The 22300-nt window shown below is 62.9% G+C and carries 23 protein-coding genes; 15 read left to right on the plus strand and 8 right to left on the minus strand.

The features are described 5' to 3' along the window. Positions 1–126: 126 nt before the first annotated feature. Positions 127–1785 (plus strand): leucyl aminopeptidase family protein, encoded by a 1659-nt coding sequence (locus tag B3H86_RS08445; RefSeq protein ID WP_292052894.1) that lies wholly within the window; start codon positions 127–129, stop codon positions 1783–1785. A gap of 55 nt (positions 1786–1840) precedes the next feature. Here the strand turns inward: B3H86_RS08445 and greA are convergent, their stop codons facing one another. After that, entirely contained in the window at positions 1841–2320 is a 480-nt protein-coding gene (greA, locus tag B3H86_RS08450; protein ID WP_292052897.1) for a transcription elongation factor GreA, read from the minus strand. 46 nt (positions 2321–2366) lie between these two features. Between greA and B3H86_RS08455 the strand changes: the two genes are divergently transcribed. The 3 genes from B3H86_RS08455 to B3H86_RS08465 all read left to right on the plus strand — a co-directional run bounded on the left by B3H86_RS08455 (position 2367) and on the right by B3H86_RS08465 (position 6467). Then, positions 2367–3593 carry a TIGR03862 family flavoprotein gene (locus tag B3H86_RS08455; protein ID WP_292052900.1) on the plus strand — a complete coding sequence of 409 codons (1227 nt, stop codon included), beginning with the start codon at positions 2367–2369 and terminating at the stop codon, positions 3591–3593. 64 nt (positions 3594–3657) lie between these two features. Continuing rightward, positions 3658–5292: a M20/M25/M40 family metallo-hydrolase gene (locus B3H86_RS08460; RefSeq protein WP_292052904.1), complete on the plus strand. Its 1635-nt coding sequence runs from the start codon at positions 3658–3660 to the stop codon at positions 5290–5292. Positions 5293–5324: 32 nt separating this feature from the next. Beyond that, complete coding sequence (locus tag B3H86_RS08465) at positions 5325–6467, plus strand: serine hydrolase domain-containing protein (RefSeq protein WP_292052907.1); 1143 nt, start codon at positions 5325–5327, stop codon at positions 6465–6467. An 18-nt stretch (positions 6468–6485) separates the two neighbouring features. Here B3H86_RS08465 and B3H86_RS08470 read toward each other — a convergent pair whose 3' ends face one another. From B3H86_RS08470 to B3H86_RS08480, 3 genes are all read right to left on the minus strand, one after another. Further along, positions 6486–7031 carry a YybH family protein gene (locus tag B3H86_RS08470; RefSeq protein WP_292052910.1) on the minus strand — a complete coding sequence of 182 codons (546 nt, stop codon included), beginning with the start codon at positions 7029–7031 and terminating at the stop codon, positions 6486–6488. A gap of 31 nt (positions 7032–7062) precedes the next feature. Continuing rightward, positions 7063–8028, minus strand: a complete 966-nt coding sequence (rarD, locus tag B3H86_RS08475; RefSeq protein WP_292052913.1) for an EamA family transporter RarD — start codon at positions 8026–8028, stop codon at positions 7063–7065. An 81-nt stretch (positions 8029–8109) separates the two neighbouring features. After that, positions 8110–9156 (minus strand): aspartate-semialdehyde dehydrogenase, encoded by a 1047-nt coding sequence (locus B3H86_RS08480; RefSeq protein WP_292052917.1) that lies wholly within the window; start codon positions 9154–9156, stop codon positions 8110–8112. A gap of 151 nt (positions 9157–9307) precedes the next feature. Between B3H86_RS08480 and zapE the strand changes: the two genes are divergently transcribed. Next, positions 9308–10423, plus strand: coding sequence for a cell division protein ZapE (gene zapE / locus B3H86_RS08485; RefSeq protein ID WP_292052919.1), 1116 nt, complete (start codon positions 9308–9310; stop codon positions 10421–10423). Positions 10424–10555: 132 nt separating this feature from the next. Here zapE and mdh read toward each other — a convergent pair whose 3' ends face one another. Beyond that, the gene (gene mdh / locus B3H86_RS08490; RefSeq protein ID WP_292052922.1) at positions 10556–11518 is read right to left on the minus strand and encodes a malate dehydrogenase; all 963 of its coding nucleotides are present in this window, start codon (positions 11516–11518) and stop codon (positions 10556–10558) included. 141 nt (positions 11519–11659) lie between these two features. On the opposite strand from mdh, the gene B3H86_RS08495 reads away from it, so the two are divergent. The 9 genes from B3H86_RS08495 (at position 11660) to B3H86_RS08535 (ending at position 17930) form a co-directional block, all read left to right on the plus strand. Next, a complete protein-coding gene (locus tag B3H86_RS08495; protein WP_292052925.1) occupies positions 11660–12391 on the plus strand; it encodes an EcsC family protein in 732 nt (243 codons plus the stop codon). A 5-nt stretch (positions 12392–12396) separates the two neighbouring features. Next, positions 12397–12834, plus strand: coding sequence for an HIT domain-containing protein (locus B3H86_RS08500; protein WP_292052928.1), 438 nt, complete (start codon positions 12397–12399; stop codon positions 12832–12834). A 116-nt stretch (positions 12835–12950) separates the two neighbouring features. Continuing rightward, the gene (sdhC, locus tag B3H86_RS08505; RefSeq protein WP_292052930.1) at positions 12951–13412 is read left to right on the plus strand and encodes a succinate dehydrogenase, cytochrome b556 subunit; all 462 of its coding nucleotides are present in this window, start codon (positions 12951–12953) and stop codon (positions 13410–13412) included. Then, on the plus strand, positions 13409–13798 hold the full coding sequence (locus B3H86_RS08510) for a succinate dehydrogenase (RefSeq protein WP_292052932.1): 390 nt from the start codon (positions 13409–13411) through the stop codon (positions 13796–13798). The genes sdhC and B3H86_RS08510 overlap by 4 nt, the downstream gene beginning before the upstream one ends. A gap of 6 nt (positions 13799–13804) precedes the next feature. Further along, positions 13805–15589: a succinate dehydrogenase flavoprotein subunit gene (gene sdhA, locus B3H86_RS08515; RefSeq protein WP_292052933.1), complete on the plus strand. Its 1785-nt coding sequence runs from the start codon at positions 13805–13807 to the stop codon at positions 15587–15589. A gap of 14 nt (positions 15590–15603) precedes the next feature. After that, positions 15604–16407: a succinate dehydrogenase iron-sulfur subunit gene (locus tag B3H86_RS08520; protein ID WP_292052935.1), complete on the plus strand. Its 804-nt coding sequence runs from the start codon at positions 15604–15606 to the stop codon at positions 16405–16407. Positions 16408–16426: 19 nt separating this feature from the next. After that, positions 16427–16747 carry a 2Fe-2S iron-sulfur cluster-binding protein gene (locus B3H86_RS08525; RefSeq protein ID WP_292052937.1) on the plus strand — a complete coding sequence of 107 codons (321 nt, stop codon included), beginning with the start codon at positions 16427–16429 and terminating at the stop codon, positions 16745–16747. A gap of 1 nt (position 16748) precedes the next feature. Next, positions 16749–17552 carry a kinase gene (locus tag B3H86_RS08530; RefSeq protein ID WP_292052939.1) on the plus strand — a complete coding sequence of 268 codons (804 nt, stop codon included), beginning with the start codon at positions 16749–16751 and terminating at the stop codon, positions 17550–17552. A 135-nt stretch (positions 17553–17687) separates the two neighbouring features. Next, positions 17688–17930: a PilZ domain-containing protein gene (locus B3H86_RS08535; protein ID WP_292052941.1), complete on the plus strand. Its 243-nt coding sequence runs from the start codon at positions 17688–17690 to the stop codon at positions 17928–17930. Here the strand turns inward: B3H86_RS08535 and B3H86_RS08540 are convergent. Together B3H86_RS08540 and B3H86_RS08545 are read right to left on the minus strand one after the other, a co-directional pair. Continuing rightward, complete coding sequence (locus tag B3H86_RS08540; RefSeq protein ID WP_292052943.1) at positions 17927–18775, minus strand: haloacid dehalogenase-like hydrolase; 849 nt, start codon at positions 18773–18775, stop codon at positions 17927–17929. The two genes, B3H86_RS08535 and B3H86_RS08540, sit on opposite strands and share 4 nt — an antisense overlap. A 46-nt stretch (positions 18776–18821) precedes the next feature. Further along, entirely contained in the window at positions 18822–21173 is a 2352-nt protein-coding gene (locus tag B3H86_RS08545; protein WP_292052944.1) for a sensor histidine kinase, read from the minus strand. 114 nt (positions 21174–21287) lie between these two features. Here B3H86_RS08545 and B3H86_RS08550 point away from each other — a divergent pair, with 114 nt between their 5' ends. Next, positions 21288–21698 carry a metallopeptidase family protein gene (locus B3H86_RS08550; protein WP_292052952.1) on the plus strand — a complete coding sequence of 137 codons (411 nt, stop codon included), beginning with the start codon at positions 21288–21290 and terminating at the stop codon, positions 21696–21698. Between the two features lie 49 nt (positions 21699–21747). Here B3H86_RS08550 and B3H86_RS08555 read toward each other — a convergent pair. Next, a partial coding sequence (locus tag B3H86_RS08555; protein WP_292052946.1) for an RsmB/NOP family class I SAM-dependent RNA methyltransferase occupies positions 21748–22300 on the minus strand: 553 nt, incomplete at its 5' end.

Here is a 22300-nt window from a genome sequence, read left to right on the forward strand (position 1 = left end):
CAAGCGCGGTCACGCTGGCGATAATAAAGTGACAGCCGTGACACGGCGTCGCGCCGACCACATCAAATCGCCAAGTTTGGTTGCCCGCAGAGGTCGGCGCACCGCATAAGACTTCAAACGTCGTCAATGAGGGGACTGACTTTGATGCGCCACTACCAGAAATCCGCCTTTGCGCTGGCTGCCTTGCTGGCAGCATCCGGCCTGGGCATAGCCCAACCCGCAGAGGCGCAATCGCGCCGTGCGCCAGCCGCCAACGAGCGCGCCCCGGCGGCACCCGCCGGTGCTGCGGCACGCTATGCCGAGATGCGGGCTGTCAGCTTTGCTTCCAGCGTTCCGGCGGCGTCCGGCACTCTGGTCATCGTGGCAACGTCCGAGGATGATCTGGCTGCGCGCGGTCTGGACGATGCGACGCGTACGGCGATTGTCGATGGCCTGAAGGCTGCCCGCTTCACCTTTGGCGCACGCAAGTCGATCAGCCTTTACAATGTCGCGGGCTGGAACCGCGTCTATGTTCAGGCTCTGGGCCAAGAGGCTACGGCTTCGGATGTACAGACGGCAGGCAATCTGGCGGGCCGCGCCCTCATGTCGGATCCGGCACCCCTGACCGTCGCGGCCAGCGGTCTGGCTGGCGAGGCCGTTTCGGCCTTTGTGACCGGCATGGGTATTGGCCACTACCGCGGTGATTTCTACAACACCTCTGCCCGCCGCGAGACGCCGGCACCGATGGTGGTCGTGTCCGATCAGGCTGACGCCGAGGCTTATTACAACGGTCGTGGCCGTCATCTGGTGGATGCGGTCTACTGGACCCGCAACATCTCCAACGAACCGGCCAATATCGTCTATCCCGAAGTTTTCGCGGCCCGTACCCGCGAAGCCTTCGCGGGTCTGCCGGGTGTTACGGTTGAAGTTCTGGACGTTGCCGCGATGGAGCGTCTGGGTATGGGGGCCATTCTGGGCGTCGGCCGTGGCTCCCAGCGTCCGCCCGCCATTGTTGCCGTGCGCTATCGCGGTGCCGGGGCCAACGACAATGGTCCGGTCGCGCTGGTGGGCAAGGGTATTACCTTTGACTCGGGCGGTATTTCCATCAAGCCCGGTGCCAATATGGGCAATATGAAGATGGACATGTCCGGTGCCGCCGGTGTCATGGGGGCCGTTCTGGCGCTGGCCCGGTCGGGCGCTCCGGTCGATGTGGTGGCCGTTGCGGCTGTGGCGGAAAACATGCCTGATGGCGGCGCGATCCGTCCCGGCGACGTTTTGACGGCCATGAATGGCAAGACCATCGAGATTGTCTCGACCGACGCCGAGGGCCGTCTGGTACTGGCCGATGCCGTGCACTGGGCCGATACCCGTTACAACCCGTCTGCCATCATCGATATCGCCACCCTGACGGGGGCCGTCGGCGGCGCGCTGGGCCCGGACTATGCGGGCCTGTTTTCCCGCCACGACGCACTGGCCGAGCAGATCGTGAACGCCGGTAAGGCTTCGGGCGAACAGGTGTGGCAACTGCCACTGAACCCGGCCTATCAGGGTCGCCTGTCCTCGCCGATCGCCGACCTTCGCAACGGTGGCGAAGGCGGTCCGGGTGCCGGTACGGGTGCCGAGTTCATCCGCCACTTTGTTCGCGCAGAGACGCCGTGGGCCCATATCGACATGGCCAATGTCGCTTATGGCGGTGCCAATGACATGCGCCCTGCGGGCTCTGCCGGCTGGTCGGTGCGCCTGCTGGAACAGCTGGTCCGCAGCTACAGCTCTGTACCGCATGAAAAGGGCAAGGGCGGCTATTGATCAGCCCTGACCTAGCGTCATTCAGGCCTCCGACCGATGGTCGGGGGCCTTTTTCCTAGGCGTCTACGGCAACGATGGCGATAGTCTGGCCCGCGACTTCGGCCTCTTCGTCTACGCGTTTGCCCATGAGCGCACGGGCCAGTGGCGACACATGGCTGACAGAGCCCGTTTTGGGGTCGGCTTCGTCTTCACCGACAATACGGAAGGTTTGTGTGCGGCCATCATCGCGTTCGATGGTGACACTGCCACCAAAACGAACGCGCCCGTCGGCGGGAACCTCGACCAACTGGGCCGATGCGCGGCGCGCCGACCAATAGCGCAGATCGCGTGTAGCGCGCGCCATTGCGGTACGGTCGGCCTCGATCGACCCAGAAACCTGGGCTGCGGCATAATCTGCGCGAGCCTGTGCCAATGCGGCCTCAATCCGGGTCAGCCCCTCGGCAGTGACCCAGTTGGGATGGGGCGAGATCGGGCGATCCACCAGATCGGCGGCGGTCGCTTCCAGATCTTCTTCGCGGGTAAAGGCAACACTCATACAGACGACTATGCCGTTTTCGGCCAATCCGGTCTAGGAAGGCGACATGAACGCCCCCAGCCCTGCCTCTTTCAGTGTCCTTGTCGTCGGTGCCGGTCCTGCGGGACTTATGGCCGCAGAGCGTCTGGCCGATCAGGGGCACCGTGTCGTGGTCCATGACCGGATGCCGTCTGTGGCGCGTAAATTCCTGATGGCCGGTCGCGGTGGACTGAACCTGACCCACAGTGAGCCGCGTCCCGGTTTCGACAGCCGTTACGGGGTGGCCAAAGACCATGTCGGCGAATGGCTGGACGGTTTTGACGCCGCCGCTCTGCGCGCATGGGCGGATGGACTGGGCGCGGACACCTTTGTCGGATCGTCGGGTCGTGTATTTCCCAGGGCCATGAAGGCCTCGCCCCTGCTGAGGGCGTGGCTGGCGCGGTTGGAAAGCAAGGGTGTAGTGATCCGTACACGCTCGCGCTGGACAGGCTGGAAGGGCGATGGCCTGTCATTTGAAGGACCTGAAGGCCCATCCATCGAACATGCGGATGCCGTGGTTCTGGCATTGGGCGGGGCCTCATGGGCAAGACTGGGGTCCGATGCGCGATGGGTGCCCTGGCTAACGGACAAGGGAGTTTCCATCAGTCCGTTCCAGCCCGCCAATGTCGGTTTCGATGTGGGCTGGTCTGCGGTCATGGCCGAACGTTTCGCGGGCCATCCGTTGAAGAATATTGCCGTGAGCCACCAGGGGCGCACCGTGCGTGGCGAGGCAATGATCTCGGCTTACGGTCTAGAGGGCGGCGCGGTCTATGCCCTTTCCGCAAGTCTGCGCGAAGCCATCGCGGCGGGGGGAGAGACGACCGTCCATATCGATCTGCGTCCCGATCAGGATGTTACCGCCCTGGTGGCAAAGCTTTCAAAGCCGCGCGGGAAAAACAGCTTGTCGAACCATCTACGCAAGACCGTTCATCTGGATGCGGCGGCGCTCGGGCTCATGCGCGAAGCAGGCGAACTGCCTCATGATATCGGGGCGCTGGCGGGTTTGATGAAGTCCGTGCCTGTGGTGCTGCGCGCTCCTCGCGGGCTGGAGCGGGCCATATCGTCTGCGGGGGGCATTGCCCGTGACCAATACAATGAGGGCATGATGCTGAAAGCCCTGCCCGGCGTCTTCGTCTGCGGTGAGATGCTGGACTGGGAGGCACCGACCGGAGGCTATCTGCTTCAGGCCTGTTTCGCCTCTGCGGTCAGGGCCGCCGGGGGCGTTGGCCGCTATCTTGTGAACATCAATCACTGATCCACGCTCGACAGGCCGGGGCGGCTGGGGCAGCGTAGCGGCTTGTCGTTCCGGAGACCGATTGATGTTTCGTCCTGCCGCCCTGGCTCTGACCGCCTTCTTGCTCAGCTCGACCGCCGTGATGGCTCAGGAGCGGATCGATCCGGAGCGGTTGAACAGCCTCACCCGTGAACTGGCGTCCGACCGCTTTGAAGGCCGCGCCCCCGGCACCCCCGCAGAGATGCTGACGGTCGAGTGGATCGCTGAACAGTTCCAGAAACTGGGGCTGGAACCCGGCGGGCCTGACGGATCGTGGTTCCAGGTCGCCGAGGTGTCCCGCACCTCCCAGGACGGGCCTGCCACCCTGTCGGCCAGGGTCGGTGACCATAGCGTGACGTTCGAGCGGGCCAAGGACATCATCGTCGGCTCGGACCGTCCGATCAGCCGGATTTCGTTGAAAGACACGCCGGTCGTCTTTGCGGGCTATGGCGTCAGCGCGCCCGAGCGCGGCTGGGATGATTTCAAGGGCGTGGATGTGCGCGGAAAGATCATCCTCGTCATCGTCAACGATCCCGATTTCGGTGCCCCCGAAGGCCATCCGGTCGCCAATACCTTCGACGGTCAGGCCATGACCTTCTACGGGCGCTGGCCTTACAAATTCCAGGAGGCCGCAGCGCAAGGGGCAGCGGGCGTTCTGGTGATCCACGACACGGCAGGGGCCGGTTATCCGTGGTCCACTCTGGAAGGCTCATCGACCGCGCCGGACCTCGATATCGTCCGCGCCGATCCCGAGAAAGAGCGCGTTGCGGCCCAAGGCTGGATCACCAGCGAGGCTACGCAAAAGCTGCTGCAACTGGCGGGACTTGATCTGGATGAAATGCGTGTCGCGGCCCGCAACCGTGACTTCCGCGCCGTTGAGCTGGAGGGCGTGACGATGGATATCGATTTCGGCCAGAAGGCTGACCGTATCCAGACCCGCAACGTCATTGCCCGCATTCCGGGAACGGAGTTTCCCGACGAGACAGTGATGTTCGGCGCGCATTGGGATGGGTATGGCCGGGGTACGCCCAAGAATGGCGACGACATCTACAATGCAGCCGTCGATAATGCGACGGGCGTAGCGGGCGTTCTTGAGATCGCACGCCTGTTCGCCGAAGGGCCAAAACCCAGGCGTACGGTTGCCTTTATCTCGTGGGCGGCCGAGGAGACGGGTCTTCTCGGCGCGGAATACTATGCGGCCAATCCGGTCTTTCCGCTGGAAAAGACGGTCGCCAATATCAACATGGACAGCCTGTTGCCGGGTGATGATATCGACCCGAACATTGTCGTCATCGGAGCGGGTAAATCCGATCTGGACATGCGCCTGGCCCCTTATGCCGCGCGTGAGGGCAGACGCCTGATCCCCGATCCTGCACCGCAGGCCGGTGCCTTCTATCGCTCGGACCATTTCCCGTTGGCACGGGTGGGGGTGCCAGCCCTTTTCGCCGCGGCCGGATTTACCGGACACAATGAAGCCAGCCGTGATTATGTCGCCAACCGCTATCACACGCCCCAGGATGAATGGACGCCGCAGTGGACGATGAAGGCAGCCGCCGCCGATGTGCAGTTGATCTATGAAGTCGGTCGCGATCTGGCCAACAGCCGGGACTGGCCGCAATGGACCGCGGGCAGCGAGTTCGAGACTGTCCGCAAACAGAGCGACGCCCAGCGTCAACAGTGACCTGCGCGTCCGTCCGGAGTAAAGCCTAGTTCATGACCACACTTCAGATCCACGGCTCCTGCCCCGAGCAGTTCTCAGCCGTCAAAGACGCCTTTGCGGCCAATTTCACCGATGCGCCCGAAGGCTTGAACGAGGTCGGTGCACGTTTCTCGATCACCGTCGAGGGCGAGACGGTTATCGATCTGTGGGGCGGCTCGGCAGATACGGCGGGCGAAAAGCCATTCACCCAGACCACCCTTGTGCCCATCTTCTCCAGCGGCAAGGCCGTGATGGCATTGATGATCGCGCGACTGGTGGACCAGGGCAGGCTTTCCTATGCCGATAAGGTTGCCGATCACTGGCCGGAGTTCGGGCAGAACGGCAAGGACCAGCTGACCATTGGCCAACTGATGAGCCATCAGGCGGGCCTGCCCGGCTTTGACGAGCCCGTCGAGCCGTCGATCTGGTATGATCCGGCAGCGGTGGTCGCGCGTCTGGCGGCACAAAAACCCATGTGGGAGCCGGGAACGGCTTCGGGCTACCACCCGATCTCTATCGGTTTGATGGCGGGTGAGATCTTCCGGCGTCTGGACGGGCGCACAATGGGCACGGCCCTTCGTGAAGACTTCTGTGAGCCATACGGCCTTCACCTCTGGATCGGCACACCGCCCAGCGAACATGACCGCGCCGCGGAAATGAAGCGACCCAGCAGCCTGCCCAATCTGGGCAAGCTGGACGAGTTGAAGATGGCGGCCTTTGTGAACAAGGGCGCTGCGCCGGGGGGGCGTGGCTCGGCTGAATGGCGCCAGGCTGAAATCCCTTCGGCCAATATGCATGCCTCGGGGGCCGATATGGCCCGCATCCTGTCCATTCTGGCCAATGGCGGGCGATGGAACGGCCAGACCTTCCTGTCCGAACAAACCCTGGCGGAACTGGCGGAAGAACGGATTCAGGGTCCGGACAAGATCCTGCCCTTTACCCTCAGCTGGGCCGCAGGCCTGATGCGGAACGAGGGGATCGACATCTTCGGTCCCAATGCCGATGCGCTGGGGCATTGCGGTTGGGGCGGTTCGCTGGTCTGGGCCGATGCCGCAGCCAGGGTATCGGGCGCCTATGTGATGAACCGCCAGTCCCCGCACCTCTTGGGTGACCCGCGCGCAGTACGGCTGGTCAATGCGGTGTATGCGGCGCTCTGAGGCACCGGTCAGTTAACCTTAGAGGCTGGCAGGCAGTGCGATCTGATCGTGCAGGATCTGCCAGCCGTCGGTCGAGCGGCGCAGCAGTCGCGTGAACAGGGCGCGGTGGTGCTGGCCGTTCACGGTGATGATCATGCGTCCCGAGGTCACGGCCGTATAGTCGTCCAGTTGCAGGGTCTCGAACCATTCATAGTTCATGGTGCCAAGACCGCCGGGGCGGGCTTGCTGCGCCTCCAGCCAGGCCCGAAGCGGCTCAGGACCTTTCAGGGGTTCGTCGCCGTAAAGGACCAGCAAGGGCTGATCCACGGAATAGTGCTGCATCACCGCATCGATATCGCCCGATGACCATGCGGCGGCGGCGGCATCCAGCGTGTCGCTGATCTGGTCGAACAGCTGGGCGGTGCTGACCGTGGGCTTCAGACTGTGCTGTTCGCGGGCTTCCAGCGCAGGTTGTTCGGTACGGGCCGTACGGATCACCTCGTCCTGAGCGGTTGCACAGGCGGGTGCGCCGACCAGCAGGATCGAAGACAGCGCGATAACGGGCAGGAAACGGTTGAACATCATGACCTGTCTTAGTCTGTTATCGGTGCCGAACTCAACGGCGGCTGATATTATCGATATCTTCGACGAGGCCAGGCTCGCACTCGGCAGCGATCGGAGCATCATGGCGCCGGCGGGCCGAGGTGAGAGCACCATAGATAAACACGCCCACGGCCGCCCAGATGAACACGAAGGACGCGATCCGCAGTCCGCTGAGGGGTTCCCCCTGGGACAAACCGATGAAAAAGACGATGGTCGGCGCGAGGAACTGCAAAAAGCCCATGCTCGACAACGGGATACGTCGTGCGGCCCACGAGAATAGCATCAGGGGTATGACCGTGACCGGACCCGCCAGAAACAGCCACAGGGTCGACATTGGCGAGGCGAAGAAATGCCCCTGCCCCGAGGTCTCAAGCCAGACCATATAGACCAGACCCGGTAACGTCAGGATCAGGCACTCGATGAATAGGCCGGTCTGTGCGTCGGCCTGAACCCGTTTGCGGATGATGCCATAGGCGGCAAAGGTGACAGCGAGCCCGATCGATATCCACGGCGCATGGCCAAGGGCAACGGTCTGGATGGCAACACCCACGGCCGCCAGACCCATGGCGATCTTGCCTGCGCCGCTGATGCGCTCGCGGAAGATCAAGGCGCCCGCGGCCATATTCAGCAGCGGATTGAGGTAGTAGCCGAGTGACGCGTCCAAGGTGCGCCCGCTGTTCACCGCTAGGATATAGGTGATCCAGTTTGCCGCGATGATAGCGGCAGACAGGGCGAGTGAAGCCATCACCCTTGGCTGGCGCAGGACGTTGAGAATCTGCCTCCCCTGCTTGGCCAGTAGAACCAGCAGCAGCGCCCAGACGACACCCCACACCGCACGGTGGGCCATGATCTCCCATGAAGTGGCACCGGCATGGGCCATCTGCTGGAAGGCCAGCGGAATGAAGCCCCAGAAAAGGTAGCAAAGTACACCGGCGGCAAAGGCCGTACGCGTCTCGTTAGCGGCTGGGGAGGGGGTCACGTTTCACCTACGGCACAGAGGCCACAAGAGAGGGGGAAGGAAAAAACGCCCCGCAGTGGTCTGCGGGGCGCTGTGGGTGGATCAGACGATCAGGGTTCGAACGCCGGACTTCGGCGTGATGGTTCCGGTTTCATCCAACAGCTGGGCGATCTGTACGGCGTTGAGCGCCGCGCCCTTGCGAAGGTTGTCCGACACGACCCAGAAGGTCAGGCCGTTCTCGACGGTCGGGTCCTTGCGGATACGCGAGACGAAGACGGCATGCTCACCGGCGGCATCGACCGGGGTGATGTAGCCGTCGTGCTCCAGCTTATCGACGACCAGAACGCCCGGTGCCTCACGCAGGATGTCGCGGGCCTCTTCCGGCTCGATCGGGCGATCGAACTCGACGGTCACAGCCTCGGAGTGACCCACGAAGACCGGCACGCGTACGCAGGTGACGGTCAGCTTGATGTCCGGATCAAGCATCTTGTGGGTCTCGTCCCACATCTTGGCTTCTTCGTCGGTATAGCCGTCGTCACGGAACGAGCCGATGTAGGGCAGGACGTTGAAGGCGATCTGTTTCGGGAACTTCTTCGGGGTGGTGTCGCCCAGGCCGTAGACAGCCTTGGTCTGGTTCCACAGCTCGTCCATGCCCTCTTTACCAGCGCCCGAAACCGACTGATAGGTCGAGACGACGCAGCGCTTGATCTTGGCGGCGTCGTGCAGCGGCTTGAGCGCCACGACCAGCTGCGCGGTCGAGCAGTTCGGGTTGGCGATGATGTTCTTCTTCTTGGCGTCCTTGACGGCGTCCGGGTTCACTTCCGGCACGATCAGCGGCACGTCGGGGTCCTTGCGGAAGGCCGAGGAGTTGTCGATCACGATCGGGCCGAGCTTGCCGATCTTTTCCGACCATGCGCGCGACACGTCACCGCCCGCCGACATCAGAACGATATCGACCTGCGAGAAGTCAAAGGCCTCGATGTCTTCGCACTTGATGGTCTTGTCGCCCCAGGCGACTTCCATCCCTTTCGATTTTCGTGAAGCAATCGCGTGCATTTTCTCGACGGGGAAGTTCAGCTCCTCGAGAATGGCCAGCATTTCCCGACCGACATTGCCGGTGGCGCCTACGATGGCGACGCGATAGCCCATGATGAAATCAGCCTTCTGTATGAGGTTTGGATGGGTAGAGATTTCTGCATGTGGTGCTTTCGCACCTGCGAAGCAACTCAAATTATCTACGCAAACCGATTATCGGCCAGAATACTTCCCTGATGGCCTTTGGAGGACTATCCCGTTTGGCATGACCTCCCGCATCCGTAATGCCTATGACATCCGCGTTGAAGAAGGTGTCATTGCCCCCGATCCGGCCCAGCTTCGTCTGATTGCCGAACTGGAACGACTGGAATCCGATCTTTCCCAAAAGGGTCTGTTCGGCAAGGTGCCCGCCGTGCGCGGCATCTATATCTGGGGCCCGCCCGGTCGCGGCAAATCCATGCTGATGGACCTGTTCTATTCGGCCATACCGGAGCAACGGAAGGTCCGCGCCCACTTCCACGCCTTTATGGCGCGTGTCCATGATCTGGTGCGCCAGTGGCGCGAAGGCGACAGGGCCCAGCGAAAGGCCGTGTTCGGTGTGCACAAGGGCGACGATCCCATTCCGCCGGTCGCCAATCTGATCGCATCGGAAGCCCGTCTGCTGTGCTTCGACGAGTTGCAGGTGACGGATATCGCCGACGCCATGATCCTGGGCCGGTTATTCGATGTCCTGTTCGAGAAGAGGGTGGTTTTGGCCATCACCTCCAACCGCGCACCGGAGGACCTGTACAAAAACGGCCTGAACCGTCAGCTCTTTTTGCCCTTCATCGATATCCTGCGCGAGAAGACCGTGGTGGTCGAAACGGCGGGCGCGAAGGATTTCCGCCTTGATCGCCTGTCTGGTGACAAGGTCTGGTTCGCCACCGATGGCGAGGGCAATGCCGCGGCGTTTGAACGCCTGTGGTCTGACCTCAAGGGAGGCGAGCCGGAAGAGCCCACCGTGTTGCCGGTCCTGGGACGCGAAGTCGTCGTGGAGCGCACGGTTGGCGGCATGGCGCGGGCGACCTTCGCCGAGCTGTGCGGTCGCCCGCTTGGACCTCAGGATTATCTGGCCATCGCCAAACGTTTCCATACGGTGTTTCTGGAACAGGTGCCGCGCCTTGGCCCGAATAACCGTCAGGAAGCCCGCCGCCTCGTGACCCTGATCGACGCCCTGTACGAGGCCAAGACCCGACTGGTGGTGCTGGCCGATGCGGAACCGGAAGTCCTCTACCCCGAAGGCGACGGCGCCTTCGAGTTCGAACGTACCGTCTCGCGCCTCAACGAAATGCGAAGCCAAAGCTGGCTCGAACACGAGCCTGAAGCTCTGAAATCCCACTGAGCGAAATAGAAAAAGGGCCGCCCCGAATTCGAGGCGGCCCTTAATCTTATCCAGCGCGGGATCGCTCAAGCAGTGAGCGACCGCGTCGCGAGCGGTAGCGATCTCTCGCTCCGCCCGCGCAGCGGGCCAGTATTAAGCCAGCGACGGATCGGCAGCCTTACAGGCTTCGATCAGGCCTTGGACCGATGCGACCGACTTGGCCAGCATCTCTTTTTCTTCGTCGTTGGTGGTGAACTCGACGATCTTCTCGACGCCAGCCGCGCCGATCAGGGCCGGAACACCGACGTACAGGTCGTTCAGGCCGTATTCGCCCGAGACGTAAACAGCCGACGGCAGGACGCGCTTTTGGTCCAGCAGGTAGGACTTGGCCATGGCGATGGCCGATTCAGCCGGAGCGTAGAAGGCCGAGCCGGTCTTCAGCAGGGCAACGATTTCGCCGCCGCCCTTGCGGGTGCGCTCGACGATAGCGTCCAGATCAGCTTGCGACAGGAAGCCGGCAGCCACGGCGTCCGGCAGCGGCAGACCGCCAACGGTCGAGTGACGGACCATCGGGACCATGTCGTCGCCGTGACCGCCCAGGGTCCAGGCGTGGATGTCTTGAACCGACACGCCGGTCTTTTCAGCCAGGAAGTAGGCGAAACGGGCCGAGTCCAGAACGCCAGCCATGCCGACGACCTTTTCCTTCGGCAGGCCCGAGAACTTCTGCAGAGCCCAGACCATGGCGTCCAGCGGGTTGGTGATGCAGATCACGAAGGCGTTCGGAGCGTATTGCTTGATGCCTTCACCCACGGCCTTCATGACCTTGAGGTTGATGCCGATCAGGTCGTCGCGGCTCATGCCCGGCTTGCGCGGCACGCCAGCGGTAACGATGCAGACGTCTGCGCCGGCGATGTCGGCGTAGTCGTTGGCGCCCTTCAGGGCCACGTCTTGACCGAAGACAGCCGAAGCTTCGGCGATGTCCAGACCTTTACCCTGCGGGGTGCCTTCAGCGATGTCGAACAGAACGACGTCGCCCAGAGCTTCGCGGGCTGCGATGTGGGCCAGGGTGCCGCCGATCATACCGGCGCCGATAAGGGCAATCTTTGCGCGAGCCATTTAAGGTCTCTCCAGTCGATGTTGCGTGTGCAAACACTATTCGATGGCGGGCGGTCTAGACCCGCGAGGGAGCGGGAGCAAGTCTCCCGCGTTTGGGCTTTGGTCTTCAACACAGTGTCCCACCACAAGGTAGCTTGGCTTATGAACTCCCAGTCCGACCCGACCACATATGAAAACAAGGCTTTAACCCAGGCCTTGGCGTGGAGAACGCGTCAGCACAGAAAGCCGGGTCTGTGGGATCGTTCTACGCGTGCCACGCAGGACAAGATCAACAATATCATTCCCGAAGCTGTCCATAAGACGGTCACTGCGGTGATGAAGCAGATGACCAAGGCCATCATGACGGGCTCGGGCTGGACAGCCGCAGAGCCGCGCACGGAAGGCACGCTGGAAGAGCGCGAACTGGCGATCTACGAATTGATGAAAACCTATCGTACGACGGCCAGTGTTGAGGGCGCTGTAGCGGGGGCTGGAGGCTTCCTCTTGGCGGCTGCAGACCTTCCGGCTTTTATGGCCATCAAGATCAAACTGCTGTTCGAGATCTGCGCCGTCTATGGCTTTGACAGCCGCAATCCCGAAGAGCGCCTATTTATCCTGCGCATCTTCCATCTGGCCTTTTCCAGCGCCCGTCAGAGGCCAGCGGCACTGGCTGCGCTGGAAGCCAGCTCTCCCGATCTGGAAGGCGAGCCGGTCCAGATCGACTGGCGCCAGTTCCAGCTCGAGTACAGGGACTATATCGATCTGGCCAAGCTGCTGCAGCTCATGCCTGTGATCGGCGCGCCGGTGGGGGCGGTGGTCAACTGGCGCTTGACCTCCCATCTGGCCAAGACGGCGGTTCAGGCCTATCGACTGCGGTGGTTTAACGAGGTCTAGTCCACATGGTCCCAGCAGACACCTTTCAGGCCGCAGCTGCATTCGAAGCGGCCTCTCTTCATGTCGCGGACTGGCCCCTGTGTCAGGTGCGGCTACAGAATGACGGGCGTTTCTGCTGGCTGATCCTGCTGCCCCGCGTGGAGGGCGCGGTGGAGCTGTCGGACCTGACGGCCGATCAGCGCGCGACGCTGATGGAGGAAGCCGTCGAGGCGGGCCGTCTGGTTGCGGCGATGGCACAGACCGAATGCGCGGCGGTCGACAAGATCAACACCGCCGCCATCGGCAATGTGACCTCGCAACTGCATGTCCATGTGGTGGGGCGGCGTCGCGATGATCCCCTGTGGCCCGATCCTGTCTGGGGGCGTCCCGGGGCAATTTTTTGTGAACCGGCGGTCCTTGAAAGCCGTATCCAAACCGTCAAATCGTATCAACTGGCCGTCTAGCGAACTTAATGACCCGACTAAGGGCGTGGGTTCGTTGACATCGCCTGCTGCACGGCACAAAAGCCTTTGCAACAGTCTGACCCTGAATTTCCACAGGTTTTTTGAGAATCATTCGCATGTCGAACCATCAGGCAGCGGGTGGGGCTAACGGCGACCGCACCGGCCGTTACGTCCGCCACCCCAACGGGCACGTCACGCCGATGTCGCCCTTCACTTCGATCTGGCGCTGGCACATCACCATGGTGGCCTCGATCCTGTTCCGTGTGACCATTGGCGCGGCCACGGTCGGCGCGGTTTTGGTTCTGGGCTGGCTGGCGACCGCCGCCAATGGCGCAGAGGCCCTGACCAAGCTGCAGGCCTGCCTCGCCTCGCCGCTGGGCCTGATCGTCGGCTTCGGCCTGACCGTCGTTCTGTTCTCCTTCTTCCTGAACGGCGCCCGCCACCTGATCAACGACTTCGGCCACGGCCTGACCGTGAAGTCGGCCAACTTGCTGTCGCGCATCGCTGTGTGGGGCCCGCTGGTTCTGGCCGTGCTGTTCTGGGTCGCCCTGTTCGCAACCGGAAAGGTTTCGCTGTGAGCGCTGCACCTAAGTTCAAAAACAATGTGAAGATCTCCGAGCGCCACGGTGCCGGTGAGTGGAAGCTGGAAAAAGCGCTTCTGCTGCTTTTGATGCCGCTGAGCCTGTGGGTTGCCTCGACCGGCTTCACCCTCGCCGGTGCCGATGCTGCCACGGTCGCCGCATGGTTCGCCAACAAGCTGAACATCGGTCTTGCCATCGTCACGGCTCTGGCCTTCTTCGGCTTTGCCTATCTCGCCTGGAAGGTGATCATCGAGGACTACGTACCTGCGCCGTCGTCGCGCAAGTCGCTGAGCGTCGTCGCCCTGATCGTCTTTGTTGCGCTGGCTGCTGCCAGCATCTTCTTCATCGTGCGCGCCGCCGCTGCGCTGGCCGCAGGAGCTTAATCGACCATGGCTGCTTACGAGCTTATCGATCACGAATACGACGTCGTTGTCGTCGGTGCGGGTGGCTCTGGCCTCCGTGCCGCTCTCGGCGCCGCCCAGCAGGGCCTGAAGGTCGCCTGCGTTACCAAGGTCTTCCCGACCCGCTCGCATACCGTGGCCGCCCAGGGCGGTATCTCGGCTTCGCTGGGCAACATGGGCGAGGACAGCTGGCAATGGCACATGTACGACACCGTCAAGGGTTCGGACTGGCTGGGTGACCAGGACGCTATCGAATATCTGGTCCGTAACGCGCCGCAGGCCGTTTACGAGCTGGAACACTGGGGTGTGCCGTTCTCGCGTACCGAGGAAGGCAAGATCTACCAGCGCGCCTTCGGCGGTATGACCCGCAACTTCGGTGAAGGTCCGGTGCAGCGCACCTGCGCCGCCGCCGACCGTACCGGCCACGCCATCCTGCACACCCTGTACGGCCAGTCGGTCCGTCGCGAGGTCGAGTTCTTCGTCGAATACTTCGCCCTCGACCTGATCATGCAAGACGGTGCCTGCACCGGCGTGACGGCCCTGCAGCTCGACAACGGCCAGATGCACCAGTTCCGCGCCAAGATGGTCGTTCTGGCCACCGGCGGTTACGGCCGTGCCTACTTCTCGGCCACCTCGGCCCACACCTGCACCGGCGACGGTAACGCCATGGTGCTGCGCGCCGGTCTGCCGCTGCAGGACATGGAGTTCGTGCAGTTCCACCCGACCGGCATCTACGGCGCAGGCTGCCTGATCACCGAGGGTGCCCGCGGTGAAGGCGGTTACCTGACCAACTCCGAAGGCGAGCGTTTCATGGAACGCTATGCCCCGACGGTTAAGGATTTGGCCCCGCGTGACATGGTCTCGCGCTCGATGACCATCGAAATCCGCGAAGGCCGCGGTGTTGGCCCGAACAAGGACCACATCTACCTGCACCTGGACCACCTGGATCCGGCCATCCTGCACGCCCGCCTGCCGGGTATCTCGGAAAGCGCCAAGATCTTTGCTGGCGTGGACGTGACCAAGGAGCCGATCCCGGTTCTGCCGACCGTCCACTACAACATGGGCGGTATCCCGACCAACTATCACGGCGAAGTGCTGACCCTGCGCGACGGCAACCCCGACAGCGTGGTTCCGGGCCTGATGGCCGTGGGCGAAGCCGCCTGCGTCTCGGTGCACGGTGCCAACCGTCTGGGCTCCAACTCGCTGACCGACCTTGTGGTGTTCGGCCGCGCCGTCGGCCTGCGCTGCGGTGAAGTCGTCGACAAGAACGCCAAGGTGCAAGACGCGCCGAAGTCGCAGATCGACGCCCACATGGCCCGCTTCGACCGCTTCCGTTACGCTTCGGGCTCGACCCCGACCGCAGAGCTGCGTCTGTCGATGCAGCGCGCCATGCAGTCGGACGCCGCCGTGTTCCGTACCGGCAAGACGCTGGAAGAAGGCGTTCAGAAGCTGCGCGCCATCGACGCGGCCGGTTCCGACATCAAGACCACGGACCGTGGCCTGATCTGGAACACCGACCTGATGGAAACCCTCGAGTACGACAACCTGATCTCGCAGGCTCTGGTCACCATCGAGGGCGCTGCCAACCGTACCGAGTCCCGTGGCGCACACGCCCGCGAGGACTTCCCGGATCGCGACGACACCAACTGGATGAAGCACACCCTGGCGTGGAAGCGTCCGGGCGAGAACGTCCAAATCGATTACCGTCCGGTTCACAACTACACCATGTCGGACGAGGTCTCGTACATCGAGCCCAAGGCCCGCGTGTACTAAGGAGGATTTGAAACATGGTTCAACTCAACCTCCCGCGCGGTTCCAAGCCGACCACCGGCAAGGTCCACAAGGCTCCGGCCGGCGCCAAGAACGTCAAGACCTACAAGGTCTATCGTTACGACCCGGAAGTGGACGCCGATCCGCGCTGGGACGTCTATGAGGTGTCTTCGGACGACCACGGCCCGATGCTGCTGGACGCCCTGATCCACATCAAGAACACGATCGACCCGTCGCTGTCGTTCCGCCGTTCGTGCCGTGAAGGCATCTGCGGTTCGTGCTCGATGAACATCGACGGCAACAACACCCTCGCCTGCACCAAGGGCTGGGACGAGTGCAAGTCGCACAACATCACCATCGCCCCGCTGCCGCACCAGCCGGTGGTCAAGGACCTGGTGACCGACCTGTCGCTGTTCTACGCCCAGTACGACTCCATCCAGCCGTACCTGCAGTCCGACCTGCCGGATCCGGAAAAGGAACGCCTGCAGTCGCCGGAAGACCGCGAAAAGCTCGACGGTCTGTACGAGTGCATCCTGTGCGCCTGCTGCTCGACCTCGTGCCCGAGCTACTGGTGGAACCAGGAAGAGTACCTCGGCCCGGCAGCGCTGCTGGGCGCCTACCGCTGGATCTCGGACAGCCGCGACGACGCCACCCAGAAGCGCCTCGACGATCTGGAAGACCCGTTCAAGCTGTACCGCTGCCACACCATCATGAACTGCGCGCAGGTCTGCCCGAAGGGTCTGAACCCGGCCAAGGCGATCGCCGAAACCAAGAAGCTGATGGTTTCGCCGTCGCGCAAGAAGGAAAAGGCGTCCGCGTAAGCGGGCGCTTTGCCTCCCCTTGGCGAAGATCAAATACATCGAGTTCGACGGCCGCGAGCATGAGATCGAGGTCAAGAACGGCCTTTCGGTCATGGAAGGCGCGGTGCGCAACAACATCCCGGGCATCGACGCCGACTGTGGCGGGGCCTGCGCCTGTGCAACCTGCCACTGCTACGTCGATGAGGCGTTTCTGGATGTGACGGGCCGTCCGTCGGCGATGGAAGAGTCCATGCTCGACTTCGCCGAGAATGTGCAGCCCAACAGCCGCCTGTCCTGCCAGATCAGGGTCTCCGATGACCTTGATGGCCTGGTTGTCCGGCTGCCGGAAAACCAGCACTGAGATGATAGACCCCCGACTGCCCGAGGCCGTCGGGGGTTTTCTTTTGTCCAAGCTGCGCCGTGACCGGCCCGTCCTTATCGGTATTGCGGGCAGTCAGGGATCGGGCAAATCCACTCTCGCCGCCCATCTGGCCAAGACCTATGGCGGGGTCAGCCTGTCACTGGATGATGTCTATCTGAAGCGCGAGGAACGGGTGCAGATGGCGCGGCGCGTGCACCCCCTGTTTCACACGCGCGGTGTGCCAGGCACCCATGACCTGAATCTGCTGGAACAGGTATTGGACGCCCTTGAGATGGCGGGCGAGCATGGCGAAACCGCCCTGCCCGCTTTCGACAAACTGGCGGACGAACGACTGCCTGTATCGCAATGGCCTGTTCATGCTGGCCGTCCCCGCTTCATAATCCTTGAAGGATGGTGCCTGGGCGCGTTGCCCGAGCCACCGGAACGTCTGGCGTTTCCAGTTAACAATCTGGAGCAGGAGGCGGACCTTGAGCGTCACTGGCGTGAGGCCGTGAACACCGCACTGTCAGGTCCGTATCGCGCACTTCATGCACGCCTGGATGGTCTGGTTTATCTGCGCGCGCCAGAGTTTGAAACTGTACTGGATTGGCGGTGCGAGCAGGAGGCAGGCCTGCTGGGGGTGTCGCGTATACCGGTCGGAAGGCGAGCGGCACTTCAGAGATTTGTCGATCACTTCCAAAGACTTACTGTTTGGATGATGCAAGGCGGCATCAATGCGGACCTGACCGTCGATCTTGATCGTGATCGGCGCGTACTTGCCATCGCGGCAAAGCCTCCCACCTGATAAGAGCGAGGTCAGTAGATGCCCGCGTAACAGGGCAGGTTCAGGTCCGATAAAGTGTTTGGTTTGTTCAAACGCGGCGATGGCAAATCGCCCCTAAAATCACTCTCCGGTCGCGGGACGATATTGTCGGGACAAATGGAGTGGCCCTGTCGCCTGAAGGCGGGGTCGGATCAAAGGCTGGATGTGGTGCTGGAGCGCGGCGTCGGCCTGTCAGGGGCCCTGGTTGTGGTTGATCACAGCCGCGGTATGGCCTTGGACGTAAGGGTTGCCCAGTCGAAGGGCACCGACATCACCTTTGATATCGTCCGCAGCCATGACCTGCGTGGACTTGTCCCGGCGCGGCTGGGGCGCGCACGGGACATTTATAACCGTCGTTAGATGCCGGCGGGCATGGTGCCCGCATTGATGGCGATACGGCCGATCAGACCCTTGACGATCAGGTCCAGCGCCGAGCCTTCGGTATAGTCGGCGGCCGCCACGAAGTTCACGCGGTCCTCCGAGATCAGCGAATAGACCTTCTTCTGGTCCTTCTCGTTCGAGCGCGGGTCATAGACGGCGATCGAGAAGCCGCCCTTGGTGTGCATCATCTTCATGGTCGGCACGTCGGTGTCACCGTCGCCGAGGAAGATCATGCGGTCGAACGGGATCGGGCGGTCCTCATCGGGGATGAAGTGGTTCACCCGCTCGTGTTCCCAGTGGTTCTTCACGCCCTTGTTGATGCGGAACAGGTACTGGGTCTTGGTGGTGTAGTTCACGCCCACGGCGGGCCATGCGGCCTCGCCCTTGTCATCATAGACATAGTGGCTGGCGAACACGTGGTTCAGCGCCGGACGGATCGGCGTACCGTCGATCATCTCTTCCAGACCGGCGGAGATGATGTAGTGCTCGATCTCGAGGTTGTATTTGGCGCCAAAGGCGTTGATGCGGTCGAACCACGACAGGTCGCGCAGGCCCTCGAACAGCGCCACATCATGACCGTGCTCGGCCAGCATTTCCTTGGTGATGGAGATGCCCTTGGCGCGGGCGTGCTGCAGCATCAGCTGCATATACATCAGGATGCCGTCGGCATCTGCCCCCTTGGTCAGAGCTTCGGCCTCGGCCCAGAAGGCACCGATGTCCATGCCAATGGATGGAATGAAGCTGACCTCCTGCATGTTTCCACGGGCAAGTGTGCCGTCGAAATCATAGATGAGGGCGGTCTTCAGCGGAGCTTTATCGGCCATTGGGGCAGCGGTTCCTAATCTCTTGGACCGGCCCCTTAACACGAAGTCAGCCCAAAATCAGTTCCGGTATGGCTGCAGGGCTTTGAACCTTGGTCGGAAGCTTCAGGATAAAGGTCGCGCCCTTGCCGGGAGCGGACTCCACCTCTGCCGAGCCGCCATGCAGTTCGATCAGCGCCTTGACCAGCGCCAATGCCACTCCCGGGCCCCCGCGCTCGCGCCGTACGAAACGGTCGAACACATGGGCCTGAAGGTGGAAGGGGATGCCGCGCCCGGTATCGCTGACACGGATCTGGATTTCATCGTCCGTACTGACGACGGCCAGTTCGACCACGCCACCGTCGGACACGGCCCGGCAGGCGTTTTCCAGAAGGTGATCGACCGCCTGTGCCACGCGATGCTCATCGGCGCGCAGAACCGGCACATCCGACGGCACCGACAGCTCCAGCCGTGCGCCGCGGCCTTCGACCTTGGGCCGGATGTTCTGGCACAGCTGATCCAGAAGTTCCGGCAGACGAACATCCCCCAGAACCAGTTCCATCTCGCCCGCATCGATCTGTGCCATGTCCAGAACATCATCAATGGAGCGGGCCAGATGGCTGGCGGCGACGCGGATGGCGCCGGCATGTTGGCGGCTGCGCTCGGGTAGATCGCCCATCGCTTCCAGCAGCTCGGAATAGCCGACAATCGTCGTCAGCGGTGTCCGCAGCTCATAGGATACGCTGCCGACGAACTCGCGCTTGAGCGCCTGGCTTTCGGCCAGCGCCGCTTCCTTTTCGGCCAGTGCCTGTTCCAGCGCACGTCGGGCTGTCTCGTCGGAAAAGGCGACCAGTGTCGCGCCGTCAGGCAGCGGCCGGGTCTTCCACACGACATAGCGGCCATCCTGTGTGCGGGCCTCGCCGTGTACCGGAATGCGGCTTTCCGGATCAGGATCGGCCACACGCGCTTTCAGCCCCATCCAGACACCGGTATCGGGCAACAGCGGGCGACACAGCTGGGCCACGCCGTCCAGATCCTGTGCGGCGTCCAGCTTTTCTTTCGACAGGTTCCAGAACGCCTCGAAAGCATCGTTGCGCAGCCGCAGGCGGCTGTCGGAGCCGAACACGGCCACGGCGTCGGACAGCTTGTCCAGCGTCGCCATCTGTACCTGGATTTGCGCATTGTAGCGGCTGCGCAGGTTCAGTTCGTCGGTGATGTCCGAGAAGATCAGCAGAATGCCGCCCAGCGGGTGCGGCTGGCGCACGACACGCAGGGTACGACCGTCAGGCAGGCGCCACGTATCATCCGGAGAGGCCTGTGAGGCGCCATAAAATTCCAGCTCTGCGGCCTTCCACTGGGCATAGTCGACCACTTCGGGCAGCAGGCGACGCTGGCGCAGGCGGTCCAGAAGCTCGCCGTGGGTGGGGCGTTCATCCAGCCATGCGGCATCGATGTTGAACAGCTGCTGGAAGGCGGTGTTGTGGAAGGCCAGCCGCTTGGCGGGGCCGAAAATGGCCACGGCGTCGGCCAGGTGGTTCAGCGTTTCGTCATGGGCCTCGACGTGGCGGCGCAGGGTGTCGCGGGTTTCCTCGGCCTCGGTCATGTCTAGGGCGAAGGCGATGACGGCCCCCCGCCCCCCGATCAGAGGCTCGGCGATGATCTTCCACGCCTTTCGACGCCCGTCCGAGGAAATCCAGCGGAAGCCTTCCTGCCGGCTGTTCAGGCGGACAGCTTCGGAAACGAGGGCGTCGGCGCCACGATCGAAGCTGATGCCATTGTCGCGGGCATCCTGCAGGCTCTCGCAGCGGGTTTCGTTCAGCCATGCGCTGTTGGCCCAGACCAGCTTGCCCGATCCATCGACCACCCAGGTCGGGGACGGCGACTGTTCGGCTAGAACACCCGGTCCGGCCTCCATGCCGATGGCGTGGGTGACCTTGGACAGGCGCACCCATGCGCCGCCGCCCAGTGCCCTGCCCTCAACCGCCCATGCGCCGTCGCCGGACTCGATGACGGTCTCAAAGCCCTCGCCTTCCTGAAGCAGAGCGATCATCCGGTTGGGATGAAGGCGTTTGAGGCGGGCGGTCAGTTGATCGGCCGCAGCGCGTACAGCTTCTTCCGATGGCTGCTGCACGCCTTGAAGGGGTTGGTCGATCAGATGGAACAGCGGTTCGCGCGGGCCATAGATGGCGCGGACATTCCCTTCGGGTGACAGGGCCAGACGCAGGTCGTCAAAGGCATTCAGCGCCCCGCTACAGGCAGCGGACTGGATCAGGGCGTGGGTCGCATGCTCTTCGACCTGCTGCTCACGGCGCTTGATGCCGCGATGCAGACGGGCCGCCCATGCGCTGACTGCCAGCGCCAGTCCGGCAGCGCCTGCTGTCGCTACATAGGCAATGTCTGCGGCGATATCGGCCTGGGCCATACGCACTCCGGCGCGCGAAAGGTTGATTCGCGTTTACCATAACCTGATTGGGGCCTTTTCGGCGACGCTTGATGATGGATTGCGGTCAGGGGGCGGGCGGGCGATATCCCTATGATGCAACAGAACTGGGATAATCAGACCGCCCCGTCGCTGGACGACTTTGACAGGATGGCCCGTCAGGCCTTTGACGCCCTGCCCGATCTGTTCAAACAGATCGCTGCCGACGTGGTGATCCGCATCGATGATTTCCCCGACGAAGAGACCCTGCGGGAGCTGGAAATCGAGGACGGTTTCGAACTGACGGGGCTTTATGTCGGGGCCCATGTGGGCGAGCGCGACGGACTGGGACCGGCACCGGAGCCGTCGCGGGTTTTCCTGTACCGCCGCCCTATCCTTGATGAATGGTGCGAGCGTGCGGATGTGGGACTTTATGATCTGGTGGCGCATGTGCTGATCCACGAACTGGGCCACCACATGGGTCTGGACGACGACCAGATCGACGCCATCGAAGACGCGGCCGACTGAGCTGCCATAGAAAAAGGGGGCCGACCCTGTGGCCGCCCCCCCTTGATCCTTAGTCGCGCTGTAGCAGGGCGATGAAGAAGCCGTCGAGGCTCCCCTTGTCCGCCCATTGGCCGGGCAGGACACGCAGCCAGCCTTCCTTGGTCAGGGCCTCGTCAGGGGCGCCGACCTCGGTGGGCTTGATGGCCACGGTCTTGAAGGCGGTGTTGCGGCGCAGGAAGGCCAGCATCTGGGTCTCGCCCTCCTCGCGTTCCAGCGAGCAGACGCAGTAGACCAGACGGCCACCCGATTTCACCTTGGCGGCGGCCACGTCCAGCAGGCGGTGCTGCACATCGGCCAGTTTGGCGATGTCGGTCGGGCGCACGGCGCGCAGGGCTTCGGGGTTGCGGCGATAGGTGCCCGTCGCCGAGCACGGCGCGTCCAGCAGTACGGCGTCGAACTGGCGCTCGTCTTCCCAGTCCTCGCCCGGAATGGCGACGACCTCGGCTTCCAGCTTCATACGCTCGAAATTCTGGCGCAGGCGCTTCAGGCGGCTTTCCGAACGGTCCAGAGCCACGACCCTGGCACCGGCAGCGGCCAGTTGCAGCGTCTTGCCGCCCGGCGCG

This window comes from Brevundimonas sp. UBA5866 (assembly GCF_002432125.1).
In the GTDB taxonomy this organism is placed as follows: domain Bacteria; phylum Pseudomonadota; class Alphaproteobacteria; order Caulobacterales; family Caulobacteraceae; genus Brevundimonas.